Here is a 12,667-nt window from a genome sequence, read left to right as displayed (position 1 = left end):
GAGCCAGACGGCAACCGCGGCCTTTGGGTGACGGTCGATCCGTGCCGATCGTCGCGGCACGTGTCCTGCTGCGGTGAACGCCGAACATACGGCCATGACCCGCGCGACGGCTGTCGCAGGGTGGTAGGCCGGCCGTGGGGCGGCGCCAGGCGCGAGGAGCGCCGCGGCGAGCAAGAGCGTGGCTATCATAGGGACGTCTTCTTTTCGACGGCGCGCGGCAAAAGCCCCGTTTGAGGGCGAGATGCCGCCGCAAACTGCGGCCGGACCCGGTTTACCGTGTGGGCTCGATGAGCCCCAGATCGCCGCTCTTGCGCTTGTAAAGCACGTTGACTTGCTCGGTCTCGGCGTTGACGAAAACGAAAAAATCGTGGTCGAGGAGTTCCATTTGATGGACTGCTTCTAGCGCATCCATCGGCTTCACGGCGAACTGCTTGGTGCGGACGATGCGCGGCGCCTCGCCAACATCGGCGAACGATTCGCCCTCGGTGTCGTCTAGCAGGGGAACTTCGCTCGCCGAGAGCGCTTTGCCGTTCTGCCGGTGATGATGTTCGCGACGGCGCGTTTTGTATTTTCGGATCTGCTGCTCGAGCCGGTCACGCACGAGGTCGATCGAGGCGTACATCGTGGTCGACCGCTCTTCTGCCTTGATGAAGAAGTGCCGCAGATTGAGCATGACATCGACGATCTGATCGTTGCGCTCGGTGCGCATGGTCACGTGCGCGTCGAGGATGCCCTGATCGATGTAGTGCTCGAGATGTCCGATCTTTTCTTCGGCATACTCACGCAAAGCATCTGTGACGTGGAGGTTCTTGCCTTTGACGAATATTTGCATTAACGCGACCTGCTGGAGAAGGGTCTGACAAGTTCATGCTCGCGAAAATGGGTTCCTGCCCTGAGAAACCGGCGTGGGTGACGTGATGCGTCTCGTACCAAGCGAACGCCGAGCAAAGCGCAAGTATGATGATGACGATCACAATGCGCGCGGCGACGTAAGGCGTTTGCGATCGCGTCTTTATTATCTGGCGTGGCATGGAAATAGCTTCGGTATTAGGGCAAGCATCGCTTGCCCAATTTTTTTTGGGCAAGCGATGCTTGCCCTAGTACGACTTGCCCTAGTACGACTTGCCCTCCTACAGACCTACCTTCACGTCGACCGGCGTGTTGATCTCACTCAAAGACAGCCGGCGTTGCAAGTCGGCCAACGTCACGAAAGTGAAGCCCGCATCCCGGTAGGCCTTGACGATCTCGGGCAGTGCCTCGATCGTCGGCTGCTTGCCGTTGTGCAAGAGGATGAGCGCGGGCGCCTTCGCATGATCGGTCACGTTCGCGACGATCTGATCCGGGGTCATCGTGCGCCAGTCGCCGGGGTCTATATCCCACAACGTCAACGTCTCACCCGCTGCTCGCACCGCGCGAATGGTGTCCGCGTCATAATTTCCATGCGGTGGACGAAAATACACCGGCGACGTGCCGGTCGCCGCTCGGATGGCGGCCGCGCCTTGCACGATCTCATCCGATTGCGCTTTCGCCGACAGCGACGTCATCTCGGGATGCGACAGCGTGTGATTGCCGATGGTAATGCCTGCGTCGGCGACGGCCGCCGAGATCGCCGGTTGACGCGTCGCGTCGTTGCCGATGAGAAAAAAGTCGGCCGGCACGCGCAGCGCCTGCAGTTGAGCGATGAGGGCGGGCGTGGTCACGGGATACGGTCCATCGTCGAACGTCAGCACGGCAAGGCGCGGACGCACGGGCGGACTGGCCATATCTCGTATATCCTGCGCCATGCGCGCCATCACGAGATTTGCAGGCGGCGAAAGCACGTCGTTTGCGTCAGCAGTTTCCGGCACGATCACCGGCACGAGCTCGAGCTGGGCGTGATGCACCCAGCGGCGTGTGAAGACGACGAACGCAGCAAGCAACGCCAGCGCGACCGCCCAACGCCATGCTCTATTGAATGCGATAGTCTTTGCCAACGACGATGACGATGTCGCCTCCCTCTACGGGTCCGATCGCCGTATGCACGTTCGTGACGGGCATCTGCTTTGCGACCAGCGAGACGATCGTTCCGTTAGGACCGGTGATAGAGGTCTTGGCTGCGCCGAAGTTCTTCGCATTTCGCGTCTCGATGACGGTGAAGCCCTTTTGGCGGAGGTAGTCGGCCATCGCCGTGGCGGCGCCCGGCTTGCCCGAGCCGTTTTCCACCTTCAGACGGACGGTCGACGGGTCGAAGGCGCCGGTAAAACCCACCACAAGATATTTATGGATGATTTGGGCGCCGGCTTGCGGCTGGTAGTAGAGCACCGATTGGCCATCGGTGAATCCGATGTCTGTCGGCACTTCGGCGGTGTGGACCATCTGCGGCGTGAGGTCGCGCAGCGCGAACGCAAGCGAAAGCATCTTGTCGGGGGGCATATTCGTGCGCACGTTCTTCTGCACGATCGACAGCAGTGCGGGCACGCGCGTGGCGATCATCGGGTCTTTCAAACGGCCGACGAGGATCTGCATGACCTGTCGCTGCCTGCGCATGCGGCCGAAGTCGCCTTCGGGATCGTGCCGGAACCGGATATAGCCGACCGTCTGCTCTCCATTGAGATGCTGATAGCCCTTTTTCAGATGGATGTGCAGATGGCCCCAGTTGTCGTCGTAATCCATGGATTTCTCGACGTCGACATCGATGCCCCCGATGGCGTCCACGATGTTCTTCGTCGCGTCGATCTTCAAGACGAGATAATAGTCGAACGCGGGCATGCCGAAATTTTGGACGAGCGTGGCTTCGGTTCGTTCGGGTCCGCCGTCGGCGATGGCCTCGTTCAATTTGGCATGACCGACTTTCGGGATCTCGACCCAAACATCGCGTGGAATCGAAAGCACGCCGATGTTCTTCGTGGCGAGGTCGATATTGACCGCGACGTTCGTGTCCGACCGCGACTGCGACGTATAGACCTCGTCGTTGTCGGTCCAGCTGTCGTCGACACCCATCACGAGCACACGGAGCTTTTGCTTGCCGAACACTTCCGTGAGATTCGGAGCAAGCGGCGTGCCCTGCAGCAATCTGTCCCAGCCGCCCTTTGTCTGCACGATGCCCGCAAAGCTCGCGCCGATGAGCACCAAGAGCACGAGAAGGACCGACAGCACGACCGTTCGCTTGCGTCCGGGCATCTCCGGCCGGTCTTGATCCGGAGCGACGCCCTGCTCTAAGGGTGAATCCGGAGGGTCGGCTACGTTGGCCTCGATGGAATCTGCCGGGTTGAGCAGCGCCGGATCGGGCTGTGCGCCGGACGGATTTTGGTCAAACGATTCCGGCAAGCGCCTCTCCCTGTGCGACGGCGACGGGGCGCGCATAGCGGTCGAAATCGGTATGACCTTCGACGCGAGCTTGAACGAAGTCCCCGACGCTGTGCCTGCCGGCGAGATACACGACGCCGTCCACTTGCGGCGCTTCGCGCCGAGACCGGCCGAACGCGACCGTCCGTTCGCCGAGCGCCGAGCGCACCGGCGAACCCACGGGAAGCGCGCGCGTTCCTTCGACCAGCACATCCACCATCTCGCCGATGCGGGCGGCATCGTTGCGGTTTGTGATGCGCCGCTGCACGTCGCGGCAGCGCGACGCCCGCGCTTGCTTTATCTTGTGCGGAATCTGATCGGGCAAGGCATATGCCGCCGTCCCCTCTTCTCGCGAGTAGGTGAAAAAGCCGACGCGATCCAGCCGGGCCCGTTCGATGAACGAAATCAAGTAGTCGACATGTTCCTCGGTCTCCCCCGGAAAGCCGACGATGAACGTGCTGCGGATGGTGGCGTCGGGAAGCGCGGCTCGCAGTTTGCCGAACAGATCCAAATAGCGCTCCGGTTGAGGCGGCCGCCGCATGGCGCGCAAGACGTCGGGATGCGCATGCTGCAGCGGCATGTCGACGTAAGGAAGGATCTTGGTCGAAGCGCGCATCGCTGCGATCATCGCGTCGGTGACCGATGTGGGATAGAGGTACAGCAAGCGCACCCACTTGAGGTCGGCGATGTCTTCCAGCGCTTCGATCAATCGTACGAGGCCGTCTTTCATGCCGATGTCGCGCCCGTAGTCGGACGTGTCTTGCGAGACGATCACAAGCTCGCGCGCGCCGCCCGCGACGAGCGCACGCGCTTCTGCGACGAGCGACGCGACCGTGCGGCTTTTACCCAGGCCTCGAAGCGTCGGGATGATGCAAAATGCGCAAGTGTGGTTGCAGCCTTCGGAAATTTTGAGATAGGCGGTGGAGCGAGGCGTCGTGACCACCCGCGGCAAGAAGCCGAGCCGCTCGACGTACGCGTCGCGGTCCTCCAAGTGCACGGGCCTGGCGCCGGTTCGAGCTTCTTCGATGACGTCGAGGATTTTTGGATATGCGCCGGTGCCGACGACGGCATCGATCTCCGGCATGAGGTCGCGCAGTTCGTTGCCGGAGCGCTGCGCCATGCAGCCGGCCACCACGAGCGTTTGACCTGGCTTTTTCGCCGAGGCATATCGCATGATGGCGTCGATGGATTCTACTTTCGCCGGATCGATGAACGTGCACGTGTTGACGATGATCGCATCCGCGTCGTCCGCGTCGCTCGTAAGAGCCCAGCCGCCCACCGCGAGCGAACCGAGCATCACTTCGCTGTCGACCAGATTCTTGGCGCAGCCGAGACTAGCCAGAAAAACCCGCCGTTCGGCCGTGCGCGGCACTAGCGGTAGTTCACGAACTGCACGGGGAAGTCGAGATCCATGCTTCGCACGAGCTCGATGACTTTCTGCAAGTCGTCCTTTGACTTGCCCACCACCCGCAATTGCTCGTCCTGGATTTTCGTGGTGACTTTGAGCTTCTCGTTTTTGATGGCTTCGGTCAGCTTCTTGGCACGATCGGTCGCGATGCCTTCCTTGCAGGTGACGACTTGGCGCAACGTGCCCTGCGAGGCCGGCTCGGCTTTGCCGTATTCCAGCGCTTTGAGCGATATCCCGCGTTTGACGCATTTGCCTTGCATGATGTCGACGACGTTTTTCAGTTTCATCTCGTCGTCGGCGACGATCGTGATCGTCATATCCTTGAGCTCGATGGACGACTTCGAATTCTTGAAATCAAAACGCGTCGCGATCTCTCGCGCCGCTTGATTGACGGCGTCTTCCAGAGCCTGTTTCTCGACTTTGGACACTATATCGAAGGAATATTCGCTCATGCATCTCTCATGGAATGGCGGTGCGCGACGGCGCAGGCGACGCGACCGCGAACACCCGGTCCTGCACTTGGCCGACTTGGCCTAGAGTTCCGAGCGGCTTACCGTCGATGGTCGCGACAAGACCGCCTGCGTTGCCCGCCCGAAGATTGATCTCGCGTTCGGCGTGGAATTCGCGCACTGCACCTTTTGGAAGCGTGGAGTAGACGACGCGCTTGCCGTCCACGGTCACCGAGAGCCAGCACGCCTGTGTCGTCTCCAATCGCAGATCGACTCCGGTGGTCTGCACCGGAGCAGCGGCCGCGCTGGCGCTTCCTTCGATCAGCGCGGGCGCCGAAGGTGACGGAGCCGGCGAACTCAGAGCGGCGGTTCCAACTGCCGGGCCGCCGCCGGGCATTCCAAAAAAATTCCAGACGACTGCGACCAACATCACCGCAGCCACAACTCCCGTCGCGATGACCAGCCAGTTCGTGTCGGCGCGTCGCGATGGCGGATATCCGTCCGACGACTCGTCGTGCACGATCGCCGGCACGTCGGGCAGCAGTGCGTGTTCCGGATGCGCCACATCGACCTCTGCCGCGGCGACGTCGGAATCCAGCCCGAGCAGCTTCGCGTAGTTCTTCAAGAACCCGCGCGCGTACACGGGCTCGCCGACCGCGCTCCAATCCTCGCGCTCGAGCGCGTCGACGAATATCGCCCGGATTTTCAACCGCTTGGCGACGTCGTTGGGCGTCATCCCGCGCGCCTCGCGCGCGGCGGTCAGTTGAAGGCCGATGCCTGGCATTGACGATCTCGCAGTGTTTTAAGAGACGTTTGAAGGGCGCGGCCGTTTGGTGAATGGACGTTATGCAGACTTGGAGAATTAAAGGAGGTCCAATATTGTCCTCCACTGGGACGCTTCGGTACAGCGATAGATCATGCAAACCATGCCGGAAATCCGGCCGGAATTCGTGCGAACAGGCCGCACCTTGGCTGCTATGAGTGGCGGCGTCGACAGCGCCGTTGCCACTGCGGCCGCCGTGCGCTCGGGGGTCGACGCGGTAGGCGTCACCATGCGGTTGTGGAGTTCAGGTGACGGTCATCTGAGCGAAAAGTCGCGCCAGTGTTGCGGGCCGACCGCGTTCGACGACGCCCGGCGGGCTGCGTCCACCATCGGCATTCCGCACTACGTGCTCAATTTCGAAAGCGCGTTCCAAAGCGCGGTGGTCGACTATTTCTGCGCCGAGTACCTCGCGGGGCGCACGCCGAATCCGTGCGTCGCTTGCAACAATCTTGTGAAGTTCGGCGCGCTACTCGATTTCGCGCGCGCGCTCGGCGCCGAGTCGATAGTGACCGGACACTACGCGCGCGTGCGGCAAGAGTCAGACGGTCCCCATCTCTACCGTGCCGTCGATGCGAGCAAGGACCAGTCATACATGCTGGCCGGCCTTCGCGCCGATCAGTTGCGCTCGCTCACGTTGCCGCTTGGCGAACGGACGAAAGAAGAAACGCGCGGCCTTGCGCGCACCTACGGGCTCGACGTCGCCGAGAAGCCCGACTCAATGGATCTCTGTTTCGTCGATGGCGACTATCGCAGTTTTATCGCGACGCGATTTCCCGAGAGCGCCGCGAGCGGACCCATGCTCTCGCTCGACGGCCGAGAGGTCGGCCGCCACGACGGTCTTGTCAACTACACCGTTGGCCAGCGCAAGGGTCTGACGGTTTCCGGCAATGGCGACGGACCGTGGTTTGTCGTGCGCACCGACCGCGCGGCCAACGCGGTCGTCGTCGGGCGGCGCGAAGATCTGGCGAAGACCGTTGTGGACTGTTCGGATGCAAACGTGATCCGGCCGGAACGTTTTGCCGGAGGCAGCGCACGCGGCCGCGCGGTTTGCCGTTACAGGAGCAAAGCGATTTCCGCCACGGCCGAACTCACGAGCGCGGGTGGTCTGCGCGTGCAGCTCGATGAACCGGTTCCCATGGTCTCGCCCGGACAATCACTAGTGATGTACGACGACGCCGACGTCGAAGTGCTCGCATCCGGCATCATCGCGTGAACGTGCCGACCAAGGAGGGCGCGATTGACTAGCCAAGCGCGAATGTTCTCTTGAAAATGCACCGCATTGTGACCCTATCGGCCATCGCCGCATGTGCGATATGCTGGGTGGGCTGCTCGAACAAGGCGCCGTCGACCGGAGGGTACTCTCACACGTTGGTACCCGGGGTGACTCGCGACCGCGTCGAGGAGATCGCCGGCAAGCCGGTTTCCGTGCAGCCGTTCAACCTCGACGCGATCCGCGCCGAGGTGATGGCATACCCGTTTGGACAGGTCGTTTTGAGCGGCGACCGGGTGATTTTGGTCACGATTATCAAAGACCCGGCATATCAGGGGCCGTTTGGCGCCGCTCCGGGCGTCATGGACGACCAGTTCCAGGTGGCGCTGAAAGCCCACAAAGGCCACCTGTCGGGCCATACCGATTCCTACGACGTGATCGTCACGCAGGGCGAAACCCGTACGCGCGATTGGTACGATACGACCGATAACATAATGGTAGAATTCGCGGCTACCAACGCCAACGACCCTCTCGCTCCCTATCAGATCGTGGCGGTGAATCTGGCGAACAAGGCTGGTATGGACTTGCTGCAGCAGATGGTGAAATCGAAGCTGCGTGGCGAGTTCCCGGACCAGCGCGTTGTCAACTTCGTCAGCGAGTCGTGGACTAAGTAGAGGAGGCTAGGGTTGTGACCGATCAAACGGACCAAGCCCAGCAAGTCTCAGAAGAACCCGCCTTCGGCTTACTGCTGCCGCCGAACGCCCGCGTGAAGACGTTGACGTTCGACGATGCGCAGCGCCGGATCCAAGTGACGCTCGACGGCGTCGAGGCCGAGCAGATCGTGCCTGTGGAACGCATCCGGTCGCTGTACGGTGCGCGCATCCGCCACGAATCGCTCACCCAATACAAGTCGATCAGTCAAGCCCACGCGTCGGTTGCGTTCATCTCCACGGCCGCGCTCGGCATACCGCTCACGCCGAAAGTCAACAAGAATAACGTCACCGTCGCCAACGAAGACTTGGTGTTCGTCTTCGGCATGCGCATCGACGGCATCGACCCGCTCTGGTATATCATGGCGGCGTCGTTCAACTTCAGAAAAGCGCTCGGACCGCTCTCCACCTACTCCACCGAACTCAACGTGCGCGAATTCGTGAAACGTTTTGCCACGTTCGCCCCGCAGGCAGTTGAAGACAGCTTTTTCACAGCGATCACAAAGACGCTGCCGCTACCCCCGCCCGTCGACGCGCTGATCGACTTCTTCCGCATCGTCGCCCGCTAATATTATTTTCGTTCTGTAGGAGGGCAAGCATCGCTTGCCCATTTTTTTGTCGTATCGTAAGCATCATAAGAGGGGCGTGAGCATGACCGCACAGGGTTCGAGTTTACACTTCGAGGAGCGAGGGCTGCTTCGGCGCTTATCCAGCTGGGTGCCCTTGCGCCTTCTCTGCTATGCGCTGGGGATCTTGGCGGTGGTCGTCATCGCTACCATCCTAACTCGACTTTTGGTCCCCCCTGCGCCCTCGCCGTGGCACTCATGGGTGATCTTGAAAAATGTGCTGCTGCCCATCGCGGCGTTCGCGCTGTATGCCTGGCTGGTGAAGCTTTTGGAGCAGCGGCCGGCCCGCGAGATCGATTTGCGCCGGGGATTTACATTCTTGCCGGGCGCGTTGGCGGGCGCGGCCATGATGGCTTTGTTCTTTTTGATCTTGTGGAGCTTGGGGTTGGCACAGGTTTCTAAAGGAACGGGCGTCACCGGTCTCGCGAGTGAGATGATCGCGCCCATGGTCACAGCGATGGGTGAGGAGTTGTTGTTTCGCGCGGTGTTGTTTCGGCTGCTGGAGGAAATGAGCGGCACGACGACAGCGATCGTCGTATCGGCGATCGTGTTTGGCTTGGCGCATGCGGGCAATCCTGGCGCTTCTGCGTTCAGTATCGCCGCGCTGGCAATGGACATGGGAGTGCTGCTCGCGTTGGCCTATATCCTGACTCGTAACATTTGGTTCGCCGTCGGTATTCACATGGGCTGGAATTTTACGGAAGGATACATTTTCGGCGCGCTCAATTCGGGAATGCGCGACCCACATAGCTTGCTCAGCACGACACTGACGGGTCCGCAGTTGATCACAGGCGGTAGTTTTGGGCCCGAAGGCTCGATATTGATGGTGGGGATATGCATCGCAGCGTCCGTGATGATGCTGGTATCGATTCGGCGCAGGGGTGGTTGGGAGGCGCCGCGGTTACGATTGCGTGTCGAAAACACATCGACTGTCGCGCCCTAGGGAACCCGTACTAGGGCAAGCATCGCTTGTCTCGTCTTTTTCTACGCTCGTACTAGGGCAAGCATCGCTTGCCCCGTCTTTTTCTACGCTCGTACTAGGGCAAGCATCGCTTGCCCCGTCTTTTTCTACGCTCGTACTAGGGCAAGCATCGCTTGCCCAATTGGGTGAGCGGTGCTCACCCTACTACGGGTAGCTCACGCTCCTACAGCGCTAGCCGGCGGTGGCGAGCGGGTAGTCGCGGCGGTTGAAGTAGGTGTCGCGTACCACCGGCCGGTAGCCGGCCTGGCGGATGTTCTTCTCCAGTTCAGCGCGATTCGCGGAATTCGTGCTGCCCGCGAGCGTGACCACTTTTTCTTCAAGAATAGTGCCGCCCATGTCGTCGCAGCCGAACATCAATCCGAGTTGGCCGAGCTTGAGACCGGGCGTGAGCCACGACGACTGCAAGTGCGGGATGTTATCCAAGTAGAGCCTGCTGATAGCAAGAACCCGCAGATACTCAAGTCCGGTGGCTTCTTTGCCTTTGAGCGGCGTCTTGAACGGCACGTAGTACCAGGGGATGAACGCCGTAAAGCCGTGCGTTTCGTCTTGCAGTTCGCGCAAAACGTCGAGATGGCGGATGCGTTCGGCATCGGTCTCGATCGAGCCGAACATCATGGTGGCCGTGGTCGGCATCCCGAGTCCTTGCGCCACGCGCATGACGTCGAGCCAGCGGTCGTCGTCGATCTTTCGCGCCGAGATGCGTTTGCGCACGCGCTCCACGAGGATCTCCGCGCCCGCGCCCGGCAACGATTTCAGACCGGCGGCTCGCAACGTCCGCAGCACGTCTTCCACGCTCATGCTCTCGCGCTTCGCGATGCCGCATATCTCGCTTGTGGAAAGAGAGTGGATGTCGACGTCGGGAAAGTGCTCGCGCACTTTGTGAAATAAGTCGACGTAGTAGTCGATGGCCAAATCCGGATTGACGCCGCCCTGGATCATGATCTGCGTCGCGCCTTGATCGGCCGCGAACTTGACGCGCTCGAGAACGTGCTCGTGCGTCATCGTGTAGCCTTCTGCGTGGCCTTCCGGCCTGAAAAACGCGCAAAAAGAGCAATGCACGTTGCAGATGTTCGTATAGTTGATCGTCGTGTCGATCACGTAGGTGACTTCGTCGCCGGGGAACATCTGCGTGCGCCGGGAATGGGCGGCCGCGCCAAGCTCGTGCAGATTCGCCTCGCGATAGAGTTGCAAGCCCTCATCGTAGGAGAGCCGGCCGCCGACGGCAGCCCGCTCGAGCAAGGCAGCTACATCAGACACGTGTCGGCACCTCTTGGACAAAATCCAGCGTCGGAGCTGAGGCTAGCAGCCCGGATGCGGTGGCGGCGTCGAAGAACGCCGAGAGCCCCGTCTGCGCGGAGAGGTCGAAGTGGAAATTGAGCGCGGCGTAATACGCGTCGTAGAAACCGGCCGGCCGTGCTATCTGTGTTTGCGCCCGGCGGACGACATCGCCGATATTGCGCTCGCCCCAGTCGAGCGCGAGCGTCAGCGCGCGACGCGCCGCGTCCACGGCGTCACGCTCGCGCGTGACAACGTCGCGACGTGCGGCCCACACCGCGTAGACCATTTCGTGACCGCTGAGATCGGTCCACAATTCGCCTATATCGTAGGTATTCGCACGTGGCGCGGCGAGGTACGCGTCGATGGCTTTATCGCCGATCAAGATACACGGCGAACCATCGGCGGCGTATGCTGAGAACGGATCGTCGGATTCGGCATACTCCGGCGCGAATCCGTAGTACTTCGCGCATATCGTCGCGAACAATGCTCGGCCCGTGGCCGATTCGCGTGTGACCGCGATGGGCACGCCGGCAAGCGACGATGGGGGCTTGGCCGAAACGCAATATATGCTGCGCACTTCGCGGCGCGAGCCGATGCAGATCCCTGGCAGAAGCAAAAATTCGCTTGCGTGCTGCGCGTAGAAAAACGACGAGACCGGTCCGCAGGAAAGCGTTCCGGCGAGCAGCAGCCGGTTGAGATCGGTCGGAACGCCCGACGTCAAGCTGCCGGGAAACGCGACCGCACCGGCATCAAAGGCCGCGTAGACGGGCAAATCGTTTGTATAGCTGATGCGGCCGCAGCGGATCACGGCGTCACGCGGGTTCCATCACTTTGTAGAGCAGATTGCGCCGGGTCGGCACAAAACCGGCCTCTTCGATGGCGCGTTTGAGCTCTTGAGCCGGCGTGCTCTGATCGGTCTTGCTGCCGGCGTCGCGATAGATCTGTTGCTCGTTGTGCACGGTCCCATCGATGTCGTCGGCGCCGAAGTGCAGTCCGAGCTGCGCGACCTTGATGCCGTACGAGATCCAATACGCCTTGATGTGATCGATATTGTCGAGCATGAGCCTTGACACGGCGATCGTCCGCAAGTCGTCGATGCCGCCCGTCCAACCGTATTCTTCCAGATCGTTCTCTTCGGGGTGGAACGGGAGCGGCACGAAGCATTTGAAGCCGCCGGTCTCGGCCTGCAATCGCCGAAGCAGCACGAGGTGCTCCACGCGTTCGGCAATGGTCTCGACGTGGCCGTACAGCATCGTGCAATTGGTCCTGATCCCCAATCGATGCGCGACGCGATGCACCTCGAGCCACTCCTCCGTGTTCGCCTTGTGCGGACAGACGAGATCGCGCACGCGCTTCACAAGGATCTCTGCCCCGCCGCCATTGAGCGATGTGAGGCCGGCGTCGCGCAGGCGCGTGAGGCCGCCTTCGTACGTGCAGCGCGCGCGCTTGCACATGTAGTCGATTTCGGCGGCGGTGAACAGCGCGAGTTGCACGTGCGGAATGCGCCGGTGCATCTCTTCGATCATCGGCAGCCAGAAATCAAGACTCGTCTGCTTTGGGTCGTGGCCGCCGACGATATGGAGCTCGTCGTAATCGACGGGTTCGGCGCAAGCCTTGTCGAGGATCTCCTGAATGGACATCCGGACCGCGCGCGCTTCCTTTTCGTGCGCGGCAAACGAGCAGAACTTGCAGGCCGCGTAGCAGACGTTGGTGGTGTTCAGATAGCGTTTGAACACGTAGTATGCGCGGTCGCCGTTCTTGTTCGTGCGCACTTCGTGCGCGAGCTGACCGAGCGCGTGAAAGGGCGCTTCCTCATAAAGGAAGACGCCGTCTTCGTGGCTGAGCGGCTCGCCGGCG

At 61.3% G+C, this 12,667-nt stretch carries 14 protein-coding genes; 4 read left to right on the top strand and 10 right to left on the bottom strand.

Annotated features, from left to right (window positions below; all coding sequences use genetic code 11):
- From VII69_09260 to VII69_09230, 7 genes are all read right to left on the bottom strand, one after another.
- A partial coding sequence (locus VII69_09260; protein HEY5095289.1) for a hypothetical protein occupies positions 1-189 on the bottom strand: 189 nt, incomplete at its 3' end.
- A gap of 82 nt (positions 190-271) precedes the next feature.
- Positions 272-832 (bottom strand): ribosome-associated translation inhibitor RaiA, encoded by a 561-nt coding sequence (raiA, locus tag VII69_09255; protein HEY5095288.1) that lies wholly within the window; start codon positions 830-832, stop codon positions 272-274.
- 298 nt (positions 833-1,130) lie between these two features.
- Positions 1,131-1,973, bottom strand: coding sequence for a polysaccharide deacetylase family protein (locus VII69_09250; GenBank protein HEY5095287.1), 843 nt, complete (start codon positions 1,971-1,973; stop codon positions 1,131-1,133).
- Positions 1,948-3,306: an LCP family protein gene (locus VII69_09245; GenBank protein ID HEY5095286.1), complete on the bottom strand. Its 1,359-nt coding sequence runs from the start codon at positions 3,304-3,306 to the stop codon at positions 1,948-1,950. Before VII69_09245 ends, VII69_09250 begins: the two co-directional genes overlap by 26 nt.
- Positions 3,290-4,696, bottom strand: coding sequence for a 30S ribosomal protein S12 methylthiotransferase RimO (gene rimO, locus VII69_09240; protein HEY5095285.1), 1,407 nt, complete (start codon positions 4,694-4,696; stop codon positions 3,290-3,292). The genes VII69_09245 and rimO overlap by 17 nt, the downstream gene beginning before the upstream one ends.
- Positions 4,696-5,184 carry a YajQ family cyclic di-GMP-binding protein gene (locus VII69_09235; GenBank protein HEY5095284.1) on the bottom strand — a complete coding sequence of 163 codons (489 nt, stop codon included), beginning with the start codon at positions 5,182-5,184 and terminating at the stop codon, positions 4,696-4,698. Before VII69_09235 ends, rimO begins: the two co-directional genes overlap by 1 nt.
- 7 nt (positions 5,185-5,191) lie before the next feature.
- Positions 5,192-5,965, bottom strand: a complete 774-nt coding sequence (locus tag VII69_09230) for a helix-turn-helix domain-containing protein (GenBank protein ID HEY5095283.1) — start codon at positions 5,963-5,965, stop codon at positions 5,192-5,194.
- 193 nt (positions 5,966-6,158) lie between these two features.
- Between VII69_09230 and mnmA the strand changes: the two genes are divergently transcribed.
- From mnmA to VII69_09210, 4 genes are all read left to right on the top strand, one after another.
- Complete coding sequence (mnmA, locus tag VII69_09225) at positions 6,159-7,217, top strand: tRNA 2-thiouridine(34) synthase MnmA (GenBank protein HEY5095282.1); 1,059 nt, start codon at positions 6,159-6,161, stop codon at positions 7,215-7,217.
- 68 nt (positions 7,218-7,285) lie between these two features.
- Positions 7,286-7,888, top strand: a complete 603-nt coding sequence (locus tag VII69_09220) for a hypothetical protein (GenBank protein HEY5095281.1) — start codon at positions 7,286-7,288, stop codon at positions 7,886-7,888.
- A 14-nt stretch (positions 7,889-7,902) separates the two neighbouring features.
- Positions 7,903-8,493 carry a hypothetical protein gene (locus VII69_09215; GenBank protein HEY5095280.1) on the top strand — a complete coding sequence of 197 codons (591 nt, stop codon included), beginning with the start codon at positions 7,903-7,905 and terminating at the stop codon, positions 8,491-8,493.
- Between the two features lie 82 nt (positions 8,494-8,575).
- Positions 8,576-9,493 (top strand): type II CAAX endopeptidase family protein, encoded by a 918-nt coding sequence (locus tag VII69_09210; protein ID HEY5095279.1) that lies wholly within the window; start codon positions 8,576-8,578, stop codon positions 9,491-9,493.
- A 210-nt stretch (positions 9,494-9,703) separates the two neighbouring features.
- Here VII69_09210 and mqnC read toward each other — a convergent pair whose 3' ends face one another.
- From mqnC to VII69_09195, 3 genes are all read right to left on the bottom strand, one after another.
- The gene (gene mqnC / locus VII69_09205) at positions 9,704-10,789 is read right to left on the bottom strand and encodes a cyclic dehypoxanthinyl futalosine synthase (GenBank protein HEY5095278.1); all 1,086 of its coding nucleotides are present in this window, start codon (positions 10,787-10,789) and stop codon (positions 9,704-9,706) included.
- A complete protein-coding gene (locus VII69_09200; GenBank protein HEY5095277.1) occupies positions 10,782-11,618 on the bottom strand; it encodes a menaquinone biosynthesis protein in 837 nt (278 codons plus the stop codon). Before VII69_09200 ends, mqnC begins: the two co-directional genes overlap by 8 nt.
- Before the next feature lie 4 nt (positions 11,619-11,622).
- The coding region (locus tag VII69_09195; protein ID HEY5095276.1) for a CofH family radical SAM protein at positions 11,623-12,667 on the bottom strand (1,045 nt) is incomplete at its 5' end.

The organism is Candidatus Eremiobacteraceae bacterium (assembly GCA_036511855.1).
Taxonomy (GTDB): Bacteria; Vulcanimicrobiota; Vulcanimicrobiia; order Eremiobacterales; family Eremiobacteraceae; genus JABCYQ01.
Note: the sequence above shows the minus strand (reverse complement) of the source record. Positions and strands in the feature narration are given on the sequence as shown.